Origin of the sequence: Desulfuromonas soudanensis (assembly GCF_001278055.1) — a bacterium.
Taxonomy (GTDB): domain Bacteria; phylum Desulfobacterota; class Desulfuromonadia; order Desulfuromonadales; family WTL; genus Deferrimonas; species Deferrimonas soudanensis.
This window is the reverse complement of sequence record NZ_CP010802.1, coordinates 3374369-3392435: the sequence shown is the minus strand read 5'-3', so window position 1 is coordinate 3392435 and position 18067 is coordinate 3374369. Positions and strand designations below refer to the sequence as shown.

Genomic DNA, 18067 nt, shown 5'->3' with positions numbered 1-18067 from the left:
CACCATGGCAGCGGAAATCATCGGATTTGAAAATAACCAGCGCATCTCCACCCAGCAGCTCCTGCAGCAGATCTATGCGGCGCTCGAGGCGGGGGAGACGGAGTTCAACGTCCTTTCCTCCGGGCACCACGATATCGGTGGCCCCCTGTGGACCGAGGACGGCGCTCCCCTGAAGTTCCGGGTCAAGAATCCCGGACAGCGGGTCGGTTCCTTCGGCCTCGACGGCACCGAGATCGTCGTCGAGGGGTCGGCGCCCGCCGACGCCGGCTGGCTCAATGCCGGCGCCACCCTGACCATCCTCGGCGACGGCGGCGATACCACCGCCCACTGCGCCGCCAGCGGCAAGATCTATGTCGCCGGCCGGGTCGGGACCCGTTCCGGCTCCCTGATGAAGCACGACCCGGCCTACGATGCCCCCGAGTTCTGGGTCCTGAAGAACACCGGCTCCTTCTCCTTCGAATTCGTCGGCGGCGGCTTTGCCGTCATCTGCGGCGTCGATTGCCAGGAGGACGATTCGGTTCTCGGCGACCGCTCCTGCGCCGGGATGGTCGGCGGCACCATCTACGTCCGCGGACCGGTCTCAGGCCTCTCCGAGGATGTCTGGCTCCTCGATCTCGACGAGGCCGACCGCACCTTCCTTTCTGGCGGGCTCCCGGTCTTCCTCGGCAAGATCGATCGATCCGCTCTCCTCGGCGAGCTCACCGACTTTGCCCGGTGGAAGAAGATCGTCGCCAAGACCTACGAGGAGCGCAAGGTTCATCACCGCATCACCATGCGCGAATTCCGCCTCGGCAAGTGGGTGGAAGGGGGGATCTTCGGCGATCTCGTCCAGGACGACTACAACCACGTCGCCGGCCTGGTCAACAGCGGCGCCGACCGCCTCAAGCTCCCCCACTGGCAGGACCGCAAATACGGCGCCCCCTGCCAGACCTCCTGCCCCTCCTCCATCCCGACCCAGGACCGCATCAATCTGCTGCGTCAGGGGAAGGTCAAGGAGGCGCTGGAGCTGGTCCTTCGCTACTCCCCCTTCCCGGCCAGCGTCTGCGGCGAGGTCTGCCCCAACCTGTGCATGGATGCCTGCACCCGCCAGTTTCTCGATCATCCGGTGGCGATGAAGGAGCTCGGGCGTCTCTCCCTGGAGGCGGCCTCTCCCGAGCCGAAGCCGTCGACGGGGAAGACGGTGGCGGTCATCGGCGGCGGCCCCGGCGGTCTGTCCGCCGCCTGGCAGCTGCGGCTTTCCGGGCATGCCGTGACCCTGTACGAAGCGGACGAGGAGGTCGGCGGCAAGCTGCGCCAGGTCATTCCCGGTTCGCGCCTGCCGGAGAGTTCCCTCCAGGGCGAGATCGCCCGGGTCAAGGCGCTCGGCGTCTCCATCAGGACCGGCACCGCCGTCGACGCTCCCCTCTTCGCCACAATCCGCAAGGAGCACGACGCGGTGGTCATCGCCAGCGGCGCCCACAATTCGGTGATCATCCCCTTCCCCGGTCATGAGCGCCTGGTCAAGGGACTCGACTTCCTCAAGGAGGTCAACGCCGGCAAAAAGCCGGCGGTCGGCGAGCGGGTCGTGGTTCTCGGCGCCGGCAACGCCGGAATGGACGTCTGCCTCGGCGCCTACGCCATGGGAGCCAAGAAGGTCACCTCCATCGACATCCAGCGCCCCGCCGCCTACAAGCACGAAATCGACGGCGTCAAGGCCCTCGGCGGCGAGGTCCGCTGGCCGGTCTTCACGGAAAAAATCGATGAAAGGGGGGTCTGGACCAAGGACGGCGAGCTCATCGAGGCCGACATGGTGATCATTGCCATCGGCGAGCGCCCCGATCTCTCCTACGTCCCCCGGGAATGGCTCACCGACCGCGGGATGGTCGACGTGGACGGCTGCTGGCAATCGGTGAAGGCTCCCGGCATCTTCGCCATCGGAGATACCATCAAACCTGGACTGCTCACCCACGCCATCGGCCAGGGTGCCGAGGCCGCCCTGCTGATCGATGACTATCTTGCCGGCAAGGAGCTCGTCCCGATCAAAAAGCCCGAAGTCATCCCCCAGAGCTGCCTTTCCAAGGAGCTGTTTCGTCCCCAGAACCGCGGGCGCCTCTGCGTGACCGACGCCAAGGCCGAGACGAGCCGCTGCCTTTCCTGCGGCACCTGTCGGGACTGCTCCATGTGTCTCGAGGCCTGTCCCGAAGGGGCCATCCGCCGCATCGAGAAGGCTGACGGCGCCTTCGAATATCTCTCCGACGATCATCTCTGCATCGGCTGCGGGATCTGCGCCGGGATCTGCCCCTGCGGGATCTGGGCGATGGAACAGGTCGTCTGAGAAGGTCTCCCGGGACATCGCGCGACAAAAAAATCCCCGCCGTAAAGCGGGGATTTTTTTGTCGCCTCTCCCCGGAAAGGGACAAGAGCGGGGGAGAACAGGGCGGAGCAAAAATGAAAAGGCCCCGCCTTGTGAAAGGCGGGGCCTGATCCTGAACTCCGAAGGAAACCCTTGGGGGTCCTGCGGTGATTACTTCTTGTGGCAGTCGCCGCACTTGGTGGGGCCGGCGCCCTTGGTCTTGTGGCAGTCCTTGCACAGGGCGTGGGCCGAATCCTTGTCGAGTTCGATCTTGCCGGGGGTCCCTTCGCCGTGGCAGGTCTTGCACTCCATCGACTCGCTGTGGACCTTGTGATTGAAGGTGACGTCGCCGTTTTTCGCTTTGAGAACGACGGTGTCGGCGGCCAGGGCAGGGGTGGCGGCGAAAGCGACCAGCATCAGGACAACAAGCAGTTTTTTCATTTGTTTTTTGCCTCCTCGAAAGTTGAGAGTTAAAAAGCTCGCACAATATATAAAATGTAATGAGATATTGTCAAGGTAAAAAGGCGGAGAGGTACGGTCGGGAAGGAACGGGGCAGGGGGGCGGTTGGGAGGAGATTCAGCGCCCCCGGAAGGGGGTCGGGCCGCCGGTGGCGGCTGACCGATACCGGTTGGTGACTGCGATCCCCTGGTTGTGCTTGTCTAAATCTTCGGCCAGCCGGTCGATGTCCGCCGCCTTCAGGATCCCCTGTTCGACAAAATACTGGCCGAATTTCTTGTGCAGCGTCTGCTGGTAGCGGAGGAGGGCCTGGAGTTGAATGCCGGTGAGAAAGCCGAGCTGCAGGGCGCGGGTGCCGAAACGGTTGCCGGAGCCCCGGTGCTGGAGAGTCGCCTGGATCTTCTGGTCGTCGAGCCACCCCCAGCGCTTGGCGAGGGCGCCGAGGTTGGGACGTTGCCGACGCTGCCAGAGGAGAGCGGCGATGAGATCGGGATAGGCGATAAGTCCCCGGTAATAGAGGAAGAGCCCGAACTCGAGGTGCTGCCTGGGAAGATGGGGCGGACCTCCCGTTCCCCTGCGGTACGGCCCGGAATCCTTGGCCGTTCTTTCCTCGCCGCCGGCGGGGCGTGTCGGCGGGGGGCCGGGGCGGTTGCGCTGGTCGAGATAGGAGGCCAGGAGTTTGTAGGCGCCATGGATTTCCTGGAAAAGTTCCGACTGCCGGCGACGGACGCCGGGGGGGGAGTCGGCGAAGAGGTCGGGATGATTTTTTTTCGCCTTTTCCCGGTAGGCCGACTTGGCTCCTGCAGGCTGCAGGTAGGCGAGGAACTGGCTGCTCAGGTCGATCTTCGTCCCGAAGAGGATTCGGCAGGCGTCGAGGAGCGCGGATTCGGAAATGTTTGATTTTGGCTGCATGGGAGAGGACTGCCCGGGAAGTTGGGAAGGAACGCCTGCCAGTGGTCATTTCTGAGGCCAGGGAAAAATTCCGGGGAGGCGAGGGAGCCTATAAAAAAGACGCCCCCCCGCCGCGACCCTTGTGACGGTATTCTACAGATCTTCCGGGGTAAACGCCACCACTTCGTCAATGGTTTGGACGTCGCACAGGAGCATGACCAGACGGTCGACGCCGAGGGCGATTCCGGCGGCGGCCGGGAGGGTCTCGAGTTCGGCGAGAAATTTTTCCGGCAGGGGGACGGACGGCTTGCCGGCGGCGCGCCGCCGCTCCTCCTCTTCCTCGAAGCGCCGCCGCTGCTCGACCGGGTCGGTGAGTTCGGAGAAGGCGTTGGCCAGTTCGATGCCGGCGACATAGAGTTCGAAACGTTCGGCGACCTGGGGGTTTCCCGGTTTGAGGCGGGCCAGGGCGGCGCAGGCAGAGGGGTATTCGGTGAGAAAGGTCGGGCGCATCCGGCCGAGGCAGGGTTCGATCTGCAGGGCGATGATCTCATCGAAACGTCCGCTGGCCAGGGCCTGCTGGGGCGTCAGATCCGCATGGCGGGCAAAGGCTTCGGCGACGGTGAGGCGCTCCCAGGGGGGAGAAAGGTCGACGCTCCTCCCCCCGAGGGTCAGCCGGAGACCGGGGACCAGGGCGCCCAGGAGGTCTTCGCACTCCTCCATCAGGGACCGGTAGTCGCACCCGGCCCGGTACCATTCGAGCATGGTGTATTCGGGGAGGTGCCGGCGCCCCCGTTCCCCCTGCCGCCAGCAGCGGCAGATCTGGAAGATCCGCTCGTACCCTGCCGCCAGCAGGCGCTTCATGCCCAGTTCCGGCGAGGTGTGGAGAAACCAGGGCAGGGAAGGGACGGGATCGATGTGCTCTTCGGGGGCGTTGCCGGGGAGGCGGTGGGGCGTTTCCACTTCGAGGTAGTTCCGGGCGATGAAAAAGGCCCGGATCGACTGTATGATCCGGGCCCGCTCTTCGAGTTTGGGCCGTTTGCGGGCCAGGGCCCAGTTCGGCTCCATGGTGAAATTATTCCTTGACGCGGGTGACGTAATCGCCGGTGCGGGTGTCGATCTGGATGAGGTCGCCGGCTTCGACGAAGGGGGGGACTGCCAGGGTGTAGCCGCTTTCGGTGGTGACCGGCTTATTGTTCCCGGCGGCGGTATCCCCTTTGACCCAGGGATCGGCCTCGGTGACGCGCAGGTTGACGAAGTTGGGGAGGGTGATGCCAATGCCGCGACCGTTGAAGAGGAGGATCTTCACATCCATGTTGTCGCGCAGAAAGTACTTCTCGTCGCCGAGGGTTTTCTCGTCGAGGGTGACCTGTTCGTAGTTTTTGTTGTCCATGAAGACGTACCCCGACTCGTCCTGGTAGAGGTACTGCATGTCGCGATCCTCGAGGGCCGCCGGTTCAAAACTCTCCCCGGAGCGGTAGGTGCGGTCGAAGAGAGAGCCGGTGATCATATTGCGCAGTTTGCATTTGTAGAGGGCCTGCCCCTTCCCCGGCTTGGTGAAGTCGAAAGCGACGATGTAGTGGGGTTCGCCGTCGATCATCAGTTTAAGGCCCTTCTTCAGGTCGGCACAGCTGTACATGGGTGAGTCTCCTTCGGGTGCGTCATCTATGGTCGATGGAAAAAATGGCGGAGTGGGGACAAGGGGGAATTAAATCACAATTCTTCGCAGCTTGTCACTGAAAATTTCCGGGCGCAGCGATTGTCTTTCCCCGCCCGATTGTGCTACATTCCCAAAAAAATTGGCCATCTTCGTTGTCAAAGGAGCAAACCATGATCACCACCGCCGACTTCAAGCGCGGACTTGTCATCCAGCTCGAGAGCGCGCCCTGTCTCATTCTCGATTATACGACCCAGTCCCCCTCCGCCCGCGGCGGATCGACCCTGGTCAAGACCAAGTATCGCAACCTTCTCACCGGGCAGGTCCTGGAAAAAGCCTTCAAGGCCGGTGACAAGGTCGACGAGGCCGATTTCGAGCGGCGCAAGGGGCAGTTCCTCTATCCCTCCGGCGATGGAGGGGTCTTCATGGATCTGGAAAATTACGAACAGTACGAACTCGATGCCGAGCTCTTCGAGCCGGTACAGGGTTTTCTTCTCGAGGGGGCCGAGGTGCAGCTCGGCGTTTTCCAGGGGAGGGTGGTAAGCGTCGACGCCGCCAACATCGTCGAACTCGTCGTCACCGAGACCGCTCCGGCCATCAGGAACGCCACCGCTACCGCCCAGACCAAGGAGGCGGTTCTGGAGACGGGGCTGTGCATCCAGGTCCCCGGTTATCTCGAGTCCGGTGAACGGATCAAGGTCGACACCCGGGACGGCCGCTTCGTCTCCCGCGCCTGAGGGAGCCAGGGGAAGAACCGAGGCACAAAAAATAATGGATTGTCATCGCCGCCCCGGAAGGGGCGGCGATTTTTTTTGCCCGATTGAAAAAAAAGGGACGGTCCCGGCTTGACAGGAGGGGGGTGGGCGGCTACGTATTGATACAGCCTAATTAAACAATTATCAGAGCCAAACCCGCCGCGAGGGGGGGACGGAAAGCAACGGGTCTTCCAGGGAAGACGGCCGAGCTGCGGAAGGTGAACTCCCGGGCTCGGCCGTTGGTTTCTACTGCGCAGGAAAGGAGGTGAGGGGCCGGTTTCAGAACTGGAGGTTATGCAGGAGAATCGCCAGAATTCACACCATCTTTCAGGAGGTCTTCATGTTCAGTCGATTCAAAAAAACCGTATTCCTGGCCCTGCTGGGCGGGATCTTGATCGCCGTCCCTGCCGTCGCCGCCCTGACGCCGAGTCAGCAGCTGGGGGAGCTCCTCTATTTTGACGCCTATCTTTCCCTCAATGCCAATCAGGCCTGCGCCAGCTGCCATCTGCCGCCGGGCTTCGCCGATCCCCGGAATGCCGCCAATCCCGCGGCCCTCCCCGTCTCCGAGGGTTCGGTCGCCGGACTCTTCGGCGGACGCAACGCACCGACGGCCGCCTATGCCGCCTTCGGTCCCCTTTTTCAGTGGAACGGCGGCCTCGGGTTGTTTGCCGGCGGGCAATTCTGGGACGGCCGGGCCGGGACCCTCACCGCTCAGGCCATGGGACCCTTTTTGAATCCCGTCGAGATGGCGATGCCGAACAAGCAAGCGGTTCTGCTGGCCCTCCGTTCCAATTCTGCGGCCGCAGTACCGGCCAACCCGAACTGGACCGCCTACCTGGCGGGGTTTGCCGCCGTCTATGGCGTTGACCTGTCGAACCTCGATCTTCTCACCCCCCTGGAAATCGACAGGGTCTACGAGCTGCTGGCCACGGCCATCGGCGATTTTGAAAAATCGTATCTGGTGAACGCCTTCACCTCCAAGTACGATGCCTGGCTGGCCGGTCTCTATACGATGACTCCGACGGAAGAGAAAGGGATGAAACTCTTCAACGGCAAGGGGAAGTGCAATCTCTGTCATCTCAGCGTCGCAACTCTTGCCCCCGACGGCCTCACCCTGATGCCCCCCCTCTTCACCGATTTCACCTATGACAACCTGGGGATTCCCAAGAGCACCAACCCCCTTCTCGCCGGCAATCCCATCGATTACGGCCTCGGCGCCCGTCCCGAGATCGCCGCCTACGACCCAGTGGCCGGCCCGGACGGCGCCCTGGTTTCGGCGAGTCAGGCCGGAAAATTCAAGGTTTCGACCCTGCGGAACATCGCCCTGACCGCCCCCTACGGGCACAACGGCTATTTTGCGACCCTCAAGGAGATCGTAAACTTCTACAACACGGCGGGGATCCCCGGGATGTGGCCGGCGCCGGAAGTCCCCATGAACGTGAATCGGGTGGAACTCGGCGACCTGCATCTGAGCGGGGCCCAGGAGGATGACCTGGTGGCCTTTCTTCTCACCCTGAGCGACGGTTTCCTCCCCCAACCCGTGACTTCGCCTTTCCCCTTCCCTCCCTTCCCCTGACACCGGCCTGTCCCTTCAGGCCCTGAACGAGACGGCCCTTCCCCCCCGGAAGGGCCGTTCTTTTTTTCCCCCCCCCTCGGTTCACGGTCCCCGCCGCCTATTTGCAAGACTGCGAAAGGGGCTGCTTACCTCCTCGCAGGGATGCAAAACTCTGTTTGTCGTATACGTCCTGCCCCCGCCAATCCCGGCCGAATCCTGGTCCGGAGCCGTTTCCCTCTTTAAAACCCCGGTCTGCGGACGGGCCTCGATGGCCAGAAGGGGGGGCGGATGGATTTGCATAAATGCAAATCCATATCTTTTTCCCTGAGGCGGTTTCCCGTCCAGCCTGTTGGGTAATATACCGAAAGTAAAGGGGAAAACAGGTGGCAAAAGAAATTTTAAAACATTGGTATGCCCATTGCTCTAGGGAATAGGCAAGTCGGTCAGATATTTGCGGCGCGATTCCCTGCTCTCGAAATGGAAATCATCCATGGTCTGCCCATTTTACGGAAAAAGCGAAGATTACTGTGACGTCGGCTCCGGATACATCTCGGCCCACGACGCCAAGACGATCTCGACCTACTGCAGCTGCCGTTATAACACCTGCACCAAATATCATGAGTTGACGGACCGCTGCCCCGAGCTCCTGCAGGCGGCGGTGGCGCTCCCCCGAACGCCCCCCCGCCACCGCGAAGCCGCGCCCCCCTCGGCCCGGGCCCGCAAGCCGATAGCGATCCCCTTCCGGAACAAATGGCCACTGCCGTTTCAGATGCGAAACATAAGCGCGAATTACGATCCGAACTACCAAATCCCAAAGGAGGAGAACATGAGCAAGGAAACGATGAAAAACAAGGGATGGACCGTCGTCCTGGCCGGGACCGGTATCAATCTGGCCCTCGGTATTCTCTATGCCTGGAGTATTTTCAAGTCGGCCATCTCCGATTCGATCAAGGCCGGCGGCCCCGGCGCCTTCACCTGGGATCCGGCCTCGATCAACGACCCCTATGCGGTCTGCTGCCTCTTTTTCGCCGTGGCGATGATCGTCGCCGGCAAGCTGCAGGATAAATTCGGACCGAAAATTACCTGCATCATCGGCGGACTCCTGGTCGGCAGCGGATTCATGTGGATCTCCCAGACCACCAGTTACTGGGCCTGGGTCGTCGGCTTCGGCGTTCTCGCCGGCGGCGGCATGGGCTTCGGCTACTCGGCGGCGACCCCGCCGTCTCTGAAGTGGTTTACTCCGGCCAAGACCGGCCTGATCGCCGGGATCGTCGTCTCCGGATTCGGTCTCGCCTCGGTCTACATCGCCCCCCTGGCAACCTACCTCCTCGGCGCCTACGGCCTGCAAAAGGCCATGATGGTCTTCGGCATCGCCTTTGCCCTGGTCGTCTGCAGCCTGGCGCTGCTGATTTCCAATCCTCCCGCCGGCTATGTTGCTGGCGACGCCGCCAGCCTTGCCAAGAAGACTCCGGCCAAGGCCGTCGTCGACGTCTCCCCCTCGAAGCTCTTCACCGACGCCAAGTTCTACACCCTGTGGCTTTGCTATTTCATCGGCGCCGGCGCCGGCCTGATGGTCATCGGCTCCGCCAAGGGGCTGGCCAAGGCGAGCATGGGAGAGATGGCCTTTCTGGTGGTGGCGATCATGGCCGTCGGCAACGCCGCAGGCCGCCTGGTGGCCGGCGTCGTTTCCGACAAGCTCGGTCGCGCCAACACCCTGACCTTCATGCTCGTCTTCCAGGCTGTGCTGATGTTCGTCGCCATCCCCGGTCTCTCCGGCAAGGGGAACCCCTTCCTGGTGGGACTGCTGGTGACTTTTATGGTCTTCAACTACGGCACCAATCTCGCCCTCTTCCCCTCCTTTGCCAAGGACTACTGGGGGATGAAGAACTTCGGCATGAACTACGGGATCCTCTTTTCGGCCTGGGGGCTCGGCGGTCTCCTCCTCGTTCGGGTCGCCGAGATGCTCAAGGTCAAGACCGGCGCAGACACCGCCTCCTTTGCCGTCGCCGGCGTCATGCTGCTGGTCGGCGCCATGATGTCCCTGACGCTGCGCACCCGGAAGGCGGCCGTGGCCGTTGAGGAAACGGTCACCGTCGGTGCCTACGACGAGGAAGATCTCGCCCTGCAGGAAATCAATCGCTAGACGAAAACCTCTTGTTTTGAGCCTTCTGAAATGGAATGCGGCCCCGTCTTTGACGGGGCCGCTTTTTTTTATGGAGGGGGGCCTGGCAAAAAATTGGACTGGTGTTCCGGGAGCCGATGGCCGAGGCCGGGCCTGTTCAGGCTGAAGCAAGGCGAACCCGGGCCCTGTCCAGGTGGGGGGAGGTGGGGAATTCTTCGATGATCCGCCGATAACAGGCGGCAGCAGAGTCCGTTAAGCCCTGCTCCTCAAGAATTCTTGCGCTTTGGAAGAGGGCACGCTGACGGACTTCGGACGTCGTTTCCGGATCTTGGAGGACCCCCTCGATGCACCGGTAGGCCAGTTCCAGGTCCCCCTCCTGGTAGAATATCCCGGCGAGACGGTACTGGGCCGCGGTTTCGACCCCCTGCAGGTATTTTTGATAATACTCCCGAAACACGCTGGCCGCCTCCTTCGGGTTGACCCGGAGGAGTTCGGGGATGGCCCTGCGATAGAGGTCCCGCCCCTCCTCCGAGGTCTGGTGCTTGCTCCGGATGCGGGCGAGCAGGAGGAGTGCCTCCGTGTTGCGGGGGTTCTGGCGTAAGGTCAGGCGCAGGGACTCCTCGCCGGCGGCGAGGGAGACCTTGCCGCCGGCCAGGGCCTGGGCGCCGATCTCCATGTGGCGCTCCTCCACCGCTTCGTCGCCGAGGCGGAAGAGGGAGGCCAGTGCGATGCCGCAGAGCATGCCGCCGATGTGCGCCCAGTGACCGATGTTCGAGGCGTTGCTCCCGGTGAGCTGGCCGAGGCCGCCGCTGAGGTCGGAGAGGAAGAAAAGGCCGATGATCACCAGGGAGTTGAGGCGCACCTTGAGGCTGATGGGGAGGATCAGGGAGAAGATGCCGAGAATCGGCAGGGGGAAGACCATGCTCTTGAAATAGCAGCGCACCGCAAAAACCCCCATGATCCCGGAGATGGCCCCCGAGGCGCCGAGGCCGTGAGCCGTTTCGCCGAGAAAGGTGCGGGCCACCACCACCGACAGTAACCCGGCCATGAGCCCGGAAAGGAGGTAGAAGGCCCCTAAGCGGCGGAATCCGATGCGGCGCTCGACGACGGTCCCCACGGCCCAGAGAAAAAGCATGTTCCCCCAGAGGTGACCGTTGCCGGCGTGGAGAAAGAGTGCGGTCACCGCGCTCACCGGAACGTTCCAGAGGTTGGGGGCGTGGGGGAGAAAGACGAGGTTGTCGGAGAGAAATTCGATGTCGGCGTGGATTTCGTAACCGTAAAAGACCAGGACGTTGAGCAAAATCAGGGTGTAGGTCAGCCAGCTGACCCCTTCCTTCTTGCGCTCCCCTTCGGCGTACATTATCGGCATCAGGGTGATGTGCTGGGCGAGGACCGCCGTGGGGCTCTGTCCTGTGCTGGCGGCCTCCGCGCGCACATAGAAGAGAAAGCCGAGAGGGAAGAAGAGGAAGAGGATGAGGAAAAAGATGCCGCTGAGAAAGGACTTGAGGAGGAGGATGGCGGCGATGACCCCGAAGGCTTTGAGAACGAAGGCCCGCTCCCGATGCCGGCAAAGATAATCGGCGATCCGCTCAAGGAGAGGGGCGTCAGCCGGCAGCGTCGAGGCCTCGACTCCCCGGTCTGGTTGACTCCCCTTCTCGGCGGCCATGGCCGCTTTGCGGGCCTGAACCTGGAGATAACGCTCGAAGACTATGCCGCAGTGGCGGCATTCGGTCCCCGGCGGCTGCTCCCTGTGGCAGTGGGGACAATGCAGCGTTGCCGCAGGCGCCTTGGCGACGGCCGCCGCCTGCGGAGTCGGCGCGGGAAGGGGTTCGAGGGTGCAGAGAGCCCCGGTGCGCTCGAGGGCAGCCAGGTATTTGCCGGCCGTGACAGCGTCGAGATCAGACTTGAGTACCCCGCCGCCGGAGAAAAGGCGCTCGACCCTCCCCTCGTCAAAGCGGCAGAGATTTTTCAGATTGTCCCGGACCTCGTCCCGGTCAAAGCCGAAGGCGATCTGACCGCGAAAAACGATGCGGTAACGTGGCTCCTGCATTTCTTTTCCCCCTCCCGGCTCCCCGGCCCAAAAAAATTAATACTTTATAACAGCACCCTGGGGGACGAGGCAAGGGATTTTGCTGAAGGGGGAGGGGGTCGGGAGGAGGGCGAAAAAAAGGCCGCCCCTGAAGATCAGTGGCGGCCGGTGTCGGGTTGAAGGTGCGGAAGGGTCAGGGGACCGCCCCGGCGAAGAACTGCTCGTGGGCCAGGGTGTGCTGCAGCGCCTCGAGGAAGGAGACGCCGATGGGCGTCATGACCCAGATCGCCATGCCGGCGAGGATCCCCAGGGCGAAAATCCAGTTGACGATGGCCGCCAGCCAGGGCCAATCGGCTTCGGAGGTCCGGCTTTTTTGTTTCTCCTTGCGTTCCCGTTCGGGGAGACTGCGGGCGGCCTTGCGCATGAAACGGCCGGAGGAGAGAAAGAGGACGGCGGAGACGACAAACTGGGGCATGACCTCGGTGGAGAGGACCCCGGTGGCGAGCATGACGGCGTAAAAGACCATGGCGCACAGGCCGAGGATGGTCATCTGCTGGCTGAGTTTGCTGTTCAAACGCTCCTCCCTGGTCCGTTTCTGCCTAAAATAAAACCCTTTTTGAATTCAATGTCAAGAGTTAAAGCGGACGGTCGGCGGGGCGGGTCGCCCCCTTCCAGGTCCCCAGGGGGGCGACGGTGCGTCCGGCCCTCTCGTTGAGGCGCTGGGCCACACCGGCATAGAGAGCCAGGGATCCGCAGATCATCCCGGCGTACCCGGCGAAGAGGGTGAAGACCGGGTTTCCGGACGAGGCGGCCATGGCCAAGAGGAGGAAGAAGGCCATCAGGGACCCGAAGACCCCCTGCAGGACGCGGTTGAGGCGGAAGGTGGCAAGAAAGAGGATGGCGGCAAAGAGTCCCCACATGGTCAGATAGGCGACCATGTTGGCGGCCTTGGGTTCTCCCCCCCAGCCGAGGGCGGGAAAGATCGTCAGGGCCAGAAGCGAGAGCCAGAAGAGGCCGAGGGAGGTGAAGGCGATGGCGCCGAAACTTTTCTGCCGTTTGTGCTCGCTGATGCCGACGATGACTTGAAAGAGTCCGGCGTAGAAGATGGCGAAGGCGAGGACCTGATTGTCGATGGCGACCAGGCCGCTTTTCCCCAGGCCGAGGAGGATCGTCGTCAGTCCGAGCGTCAGGAGTCCCAGGGGGGCGGGGGGAGCGGCATTTTCCCCGGGGGCGGAGGAGATGACAGGGGGTGCATTGTCGGCGGTCATGACGTCCTCCCGGGTCTGATGGAAAATGGAGTGGATGAGGCAGGGCCGTCCCTCAACGACCCGGCCTCATCCGCGAACAGGAGTACCTGGCCAATTGTATACGCAATCGCCGTACCAACTTTTCGACGGATCCCGCCATGCGGGTGTATTGGCGGCTTTTGCGGCTTTCGGAGGGGAGAATCGGCGGGGAGAGTGGGGAGGTTTTTCGCAGTGATGCAAAAGGCCGGGGGGGAATGGGGCGCCGCCCGGGACGGTCGGTGTCGGGCGGCGCGGAGTCTAGCCATTAAAATATTTAACAAAAACGGCGTCTTGTAAAGAGGAGATGTTTCAGAACACCTTTTTGCAGATCTGCAAAAAGGATCCGGGTTATTTGCAGGAATGCGATGACAATTACAGCACATCCCCCTTTTTGAGTCCGTATTTCTTGAGCTTGCGATAGACGGTGGCCATGTTCATCCCGGCCACCCGGGCGACCTCGTCGATATTGCCGCCCCGCTTCTGCAGCAGGTCCCGCAGGTACTCGATCTCGAAGCGGGCCAGGGCGCTGGTATAGTCGTCGTCACCGGCTCCGGTCTCGAAGCCGTCGACCTCGATGAACTGGGCCAGGGTGCCGAGGGCAATGGTCTCTCCCCCCTCGAGGGTCATGCAAGCCTCGATGACGTTCTTGAGCTGGCGGATGTTGCCGGGCCAGGCAAAGGCGGCGGCGGCGCGGGCGGCCTCGGGAGAGAGCCCCTTGATGCGGGTTCCGAACTCCTGGTTTTGCAGGGCGATGAAATGGGCGGCGATGAGCGGGATATCCTCCCGGCGTTCCCGCAGGGGGGGGAGGTGAAGGTTGACGACATTGAAGCGGTAATAGAGGTCTTCGCGGAAGGTTCCCCGCTCGACCTCGGCCAGGAGTTCCGAGTTGGTCGCCGAGATGATCCGCACGTCGACCCGTGTCGGTTTATTGTCGCCGATGCGGAGAAATTCCCGCTCCTGGAGGAAACGCAGCAGGGTCTTCTGCACGTTCATCGGCAGGTTGCCGACCTCGTCGAGAAAGAGGGTTCCGCCGTCGGCGGCCTCGATGAGCCCCATGCGGTCCTCGGCGGCACCGGTGAAGGCCCCCTTCTTGTAGCCGAAGAGTTCGCTCTCGAGGATCGACTCGGGAAGGGCGCCGCAGTTGATGGCGACGAAGCGCTTGTCGCGGCGCGGCGAATTGTAATGGATCGCCTGGGCGATGAGCTCCTTGCCGGTCCCCGATTCGCCGGTGATCAGCACCGAGGTGTCGCGGATCGCCACCTTTTCCACCTTGTCGAGAAGGGCCTTGAGGGCGGGCGAGGCGCCAATGATGTTGCCGAAGTTGAATTTGCCGGCCAGTTCCTGGCGCAGTTCGCGATTTTCGGCCAGGAGCTGGTTGTGGTTGAGCGCGTTCTTGACCCGGTAGAGGAGCTCATCGGGTTCGAAGGGCTTGGTCAGCATGTCGTAGGCCCCCTTGCGCAGGGCCTGGATCGACATCTCGACGGTGGCGTAGGCGGTGATCATGATGACCGGGATCCCCGGCTCGGCCTCCTTGAGGCGCTGCAGCACCTCGAGGCCGTCGATCCCAGGCATCTTGATGTCGCTGATGACCAGGTCCCAGGTGCCGGGGCGGAAGGTGCTGACGGCGTCCAGAGGGTCGGTGAAGGAGCGCACGGCGTAGCCGTTGTCCATGAGGACCGCCTCCATCATCCGGCACAGCCCCTCCTCGTTGTCGATGATCATGATTTTTTTCGGTGCCATATCTTTTTCCGTCGCTTTCAGTATTCTTCCCGTTTCAGCGGCAGCACGATGGTGACCATCGTCCCCTGACCGACGGTGCTGTCGATGGAGATCCGTCCCTGATGGAGGTCGATGATCTGCTTGGTGATCGCCAGGCCGAGTCCCGTTCCCCGGGCCTTGGTGGTGAAAAAGGGTTCGAAGATCTTTTCCAGGTTCTCCGCCGGGATGCCGGCGCCGTTGTCGGCGATGGTGATGCGCAGCCGGCCGTCGTCGTTCAGGGCGGTGGCCACCTCGATTTCCCCCCCTTCCGGCATTGCCGCGCCGGCGTTGAGGATCAGATTGATCGCCACCTGGCGGAGCTGGTCGGCATCGACCATGACTTCCGGCAGGTCAGGGGAGAAGTTTCGCACCATGGTGACGAAATAGAGATCGGTGTGGTTGGCGGCGAAGTCGACGATCTGGCCGAGGAGCTCGTTGATGTCCGTCGCCTCGAGGACCGGATTGGGGGTGCGGGCGTAGCTGAGGAGGTCCTGGACGATCTTCTTGCACCGTTTGCTCTCGCGCTTGATCTCATGGATGAAGGCGTAGTTGGGATCTTCCGGCGGGATCTTTTTTTCCAGATAGCCGGCGTAGCCGAGGATCACCCCGAGGGGGTTGTTGATTTCGTGGGCCACCCCCGAAGAGAGGACCCCGAGAGAGGCCATCTTCCCCTGCTGGGCGAGGGTCGATTCCATCTCCCGGTTGCGTTTGATGATTTCCGTCATGCGGTTGAAGGTCGCCGCCAGTTCGCCGAGTTCGTCGTTCCCCTCGATGACCATCTGCCGGTCGAGGCGTCCCTGCTTGACCTGGCGGATCACGGCGATCATCCGCTGAATCGGGTCGGTAAAGATCTTGGCGGCCAGGGAGACGAGGATCACCGAAACGGCACAGGCGAGGATCGTCAGGGCGAGCATGCTCAGGAAGGTCTGCCCCTTGATGAGGTTCGCCTCGTGGTAGAACTCATCCTCGTAGGAGCCGACGGCGACGATCCAGTCCCAGGGGGCGAAATAGGTGTACCTTACAATCTTCATCCGCGGTGCCGGGTCGCCGGGGTTCTGCCAGGGGTAACGGATCCAGCCGTCTTTCTCCCGGCACATCTGCCGGAGGAAGGAATTTCCTTCGGCGTCCCTGGCGTCGATGAGGTTGCGCCCTTCGGCATCGGGGTGGATGGTGAAGGTTCCCCTTGAGTCCATGGTGTAGATGTAGCCGGTCTGGCCGACCTTTTTTTCCTGGATCCGCGCCTTGAGGTCGGCAAAGGCGTTGCGTTCGAAGGCGTTGTCCTCGTAGGTCTCCTCGAGGTAGCCGCTGGCGGCGATGATCCAGTCCCACTCCTTGAAGTAACGGTAGGCGGCGATCTTCTTGCGCGGCGAAGAGTCGCCGAGGGCGGCGTTGCGCCAGGGATAGATGATGTAGAGGACCTCGCCGGGGCGGGATTTCAGGGCCGAGGAGACGATTTCGCGGATGAAATGGCGGCCGTTTTCGTCCTGGGCATCGAGAATGTTCTCCCCTTCCTGGGCGACGTGGATTTCCAGATCTCCCTTGCTGGTCATGGCGAAAATGTAGCCGGTGTCGCCGACGTTGACCCTCTTGAGCGCTTTTTTTGCCTCGGCCTTGGCGGCGGCCATGGAGAGCCGCCCTTTTTTCTGCTGGTTGTATTCGACCTCCACCAGGTCGGTGGCCATTCCGACCATGGAGGTCAGCCCCTTGATGAAGCTCTTCTGCTTGTCTTCCTTGTAAACCTGAAATTGCTGATAGTGGGAGTTGAGGAGGTCGGTGGTGAAGGTCGCCATGTGCTCCAGGTCGGCCTTGCTCGTCTGGGTGATCCCCCGGTAGGCCTGCTGGGTGGAAATGAAGCCGATGACGCTGCCGACGACGATGATCGGCACCACCACCAGGGGGAGGACCAGAACCAGCATCTTGGAGCGGAGACTGAAATTTTTGAACAAACGGCGGTAGCGGCTCATGGCATCCCTGGTCCGCAGGCAGTCTCGGGACCTCGTCTAAATCTGAAATTATCGTGTATACGCTACGGGGATGTCAAGCCCGGGGTGGGGTTTCTGGGAGCGGCACCGACCTTGAAAACCCGACGGTGTCCCTTCAGAGGATCCGCTCGCCGTCGCCTGCGACTTCGGGGAGTGTGAAGGTGCGTCTGTAGTGGCGGATTTCGAGAATGGTAATCTTGATGATGCTGGCCACGGGAACGCCGATGATCATGCCGAGGACGCCGTAGAGTTTGCCCCCCATGATGATCGCCAGGATCACCCACAGGGGATGAAGGTTGGAGACCCGGGAAATCAGGACCGGGATGAGGATGAAGCCGTCGACGATCACCTGGGCGATGAGGAAGTAGACCGTGACGATCCACCAGAATTCCCCCCCAAGGCCGAGGTCGACCAGAGCGATGAGAATCCCCGGGATCATGCCGATCAGGGGGCCGATATAGGGGATCAGGTTGGTGACCCCGGCAAAGACTCCGAGGAGCGGGGCATAGCGGATATCGGTGAAGGAGAGTCCGATGGCCACCACCAGCCCGACGATAAAGGCCTCGAGAATGCGGCCGCGAATGAAGTGAGCCAGTTGGCGGCTGATGCCGTAGGAGAGGTCGTGGGCCATCTCGAAGTGGCGATTGGGGGCCAGGGCGATGATGGCGCGCATGATCCGCTGGCCGTCGCGGAGGAAAAAGAAGGAGAAAAGCGGGACGATGAACAGAAGGCTGGCCAGGCGCAGGGCCGACCGGGGGGTCTGGACCAGGATCTGGGATACGAGCTGTTCAGCAAGGGCCCGGGCCCGGGCCGGCAGGTCGTAGCTGTCGATAAAGGGGAGGTGCTGGCGCAGGTCGTTCTGGGCGCTCCTGAGAAAGGTGATCAGGCCAGAGGTGTAGCGGGGGATGTCCGTCTTGAGGGAGCCCCACATCTGTTGCCAGTGGGGAGCGAGCCACAGGGCGCTGAGGGCCATGGCGATGGCCACCAGAAAAAAGACAACGAAGATACTCGTCGTCCGGCTTCTCCCCCCCCGTTCGATGACCTTGACCAGCGGCTCGAGGAGAAAGGTGGCGATCAGGGACAGGATGAGGGGGAGAAGGAGGCCGGCGGTGGCGTCGCGGAATAGGGCAATGATCGTCGAGGCCGAAGAAAAAAGGGCCAGGCCGGTGGCGATGGCAGCGGTCAGGACCAGATAGAAGAGGAGAAGTCCGGCGCGGGTGGGGAATTTGCTGGGGGTCATCGGCGG

At 62.4% G+C, this 18067-nt stretch carries 14 protein-coding genes and 1 riboswitch; of the genes, 4 read left to right on the top strand and 10 right to left on the bottom strand.

The window, feature by feature from the left end:
- Positions 1 to 4 precede the first annotated feature (4 nt).
- Complete coding sequence (locus DSOUD_RS15125) at positions 5 to 2314, top strand: FAD-dependent oxidoreductase (RefSeq protein ID WP_053551793.1); 2310 nt, start codon at positions 5 to 7, stop codon at positions 2312 to 2314.
- 189 nt (positions 2315 to 2503) lie between these two features.
- Here DSOUD_RS15125 and DSOUD_RS15120 read toward each other — a convergent pair whose 3' ends face one another.
- The 4 genes from DSOUD_RS15120 to efp form a co-directional block, all read right to left on the bottom strand.
- On the bottom strand, positions 2504 to 2773 hold the full coding sequence (locus DSOUD_RS15120; protein ID WP_053551792.1) for a cytochrome c3 family protein: 270 nt from the start codon (positions 2771 to 2773) through the stop codon (positions 2504 to 2506).
- Between the two features lie 136 nt (positions 2774 to 2909).
- A complete protein-coding gene (locus tag DSOUD_RS15115; protein ID WP_053551791.1) occupies positions 2910 to 3701 on the bottom strand; it encodes a J domain-containing protein in 792 nt (263 codons plus the stop codon).
- Between the two features lie 132 nt (positions 3702 to 3833).
- The gene (gene epmA / locus DSOUD_RS15110) at positions 3834 to 4745 is read right to left on the bottom strand and encodes an EF-P lysine aminoacylase EpmA (RefSeq protein ID WP_053551790.1); all 912 of its coding nucleotides are present in this window, start codon (positions 4743 to 4745) and stop codon (positions 3834 to 3836) included.
- Positions 4746 to 4752: 7 nt separating this feature from the next.
- Positions 4753 to 5316, bottom strand: coding sequence for an elongation factor P (gene efp / locus DSOUD_RS15105; protein WP_053551789.1), 564 nt, complete (start codon positions 5314 to 5316; stop codon positions 4753 to 4755).
- 191 nt (positions 5317 to 5507) lie between these two features.
- On the opposite strand from efp, the gene DSOUD_RS15100 reads away from it, so the two are divergent.
- The 3 genes from DSOUD_RS15100 (at position 5508) to DSOUD_RS15090 (ending at position 9787) form a co-directional block, all read left to right on the top strand.
- On the top strand, positions 5508 to 6071 hold the full coding sequence (locus tag DSOUD_RS15100; protein ID WP_053551788.1) for an elongation factor P: 564 nt from the start codon (positions 5508 to 5510) through the stop codon (positions 6069 to 6071).
- Positions 6072 to 6228: 157 nt separating this feature from the next.
- Positions 6229 to 6306: riboswitch (cyclic di-GMP riboswitch) on the top strand.
- 123 nt (positions 6307 to 6429) lie between these two features.
- Positions 6430 to 7665, top strand: coding sequence for a cytochrome-c peroxidase (locus DSOUD_RS15095; RefSeq protein ID WP_053551787.1), 1236 nt, complete (start codon positions 6430 to 6432; stop codon positions 7663 to 7665).
- Between the two features lie 469 nt (positions 7666 to 8134).
- Positions 8135 to 9787 (top strand): L-lactate MFS transporter, encoded by a 1653-nt coding sequence (locus tag DSOUD_RS15090; protein WP_279330583.1) that lies wholly within the window; start codon positions 8135 to 8137, stop codon positions 9785 to 9787.
- Positions 9788 to 9923: 136 nt separating this feature from the next.
- On the opposite strand, the gene DSOUD_RS15085 is transcribed toward DSOUD_RS15090, so the two are convergent.
- The 6 genes from DSOUD_RS15085 to DSOUD_RS15060 all read right to left on the bottom strand — a co-directional run bounded on the left by DSOUD_RS15085 (position 9924) and on the right by DSOUD_RS15060 (position 18061).
- The gene (locus DSOUD_RS15085; protein ID WP_053551786.1) at positions 9924 to 11816 is read right to left on the bottom strand and encodes a rhomboid family intramembrane serine protease; all 1893 of its coding nucleotides are present in this window, start codon (positions 11814 to 11816) and stop codon (positions 9924 to 9926) included.
- Positions 11817 to 11988: 172 nt separating this feature from the next.
- Entirely contained in the window at positions 11989 to 12369 is a 381-nt protein-coding gene (locus DSOUD_RS15080) for a hypothetical protein (protein WP_053551785.1), read from the bottom strand.
- A gap of 61 nt (positions 12370 to 12430) precedes the next feature.
- On the bottom strand, positions 12431 to 13063 hold the full coding sequence (locus tag DSOUD_RS15075) for an acetate uptake transporter (protein WP_053551784.1): 633 nt from the start codon (positions 13061 to 13063) through the stop codon (positions 12431 to 12433).
- Positions 13064 to 13453: 390 nt separating this feature from the next.
- Entirely contained in the window at positions 13454 to 14821 is a 1368-nt protein-coding gene (locus DSOUD_RS15070; RefSeq protein WP_053551783.1) for a sigma-54-dependent transcriptional regulator, read from the bottom strand.
- A 17-nt stretch (positions 14822 to 14838) separates the two neighbouring features.
- Positions 14839 to 16803: a cache domain-containing protein gene (locus tag DSOUD_RS15065; protein ID WP_053551782.1), complete on the bottom strand. Its 1965-nt coding sequence runs from the start codon at positions 16801 to 16803 to the stop codon at positions 14839 to 14841.
- 133 nt (positions 16804 to 16936) lie between these two features.
- Positions 16937 to 18061, bottom strand: a complete 1125-nt coding sequence (locus DSOUD_RS15060) for an AI-2E family transporter (RefSeq protein WP_053551781.1) — start codon at positions 18059 to 18061, stop codon at positions 16937 to 16939.
- Positions 18062 to 18067 lie beyond the last annotated feature (6 nt).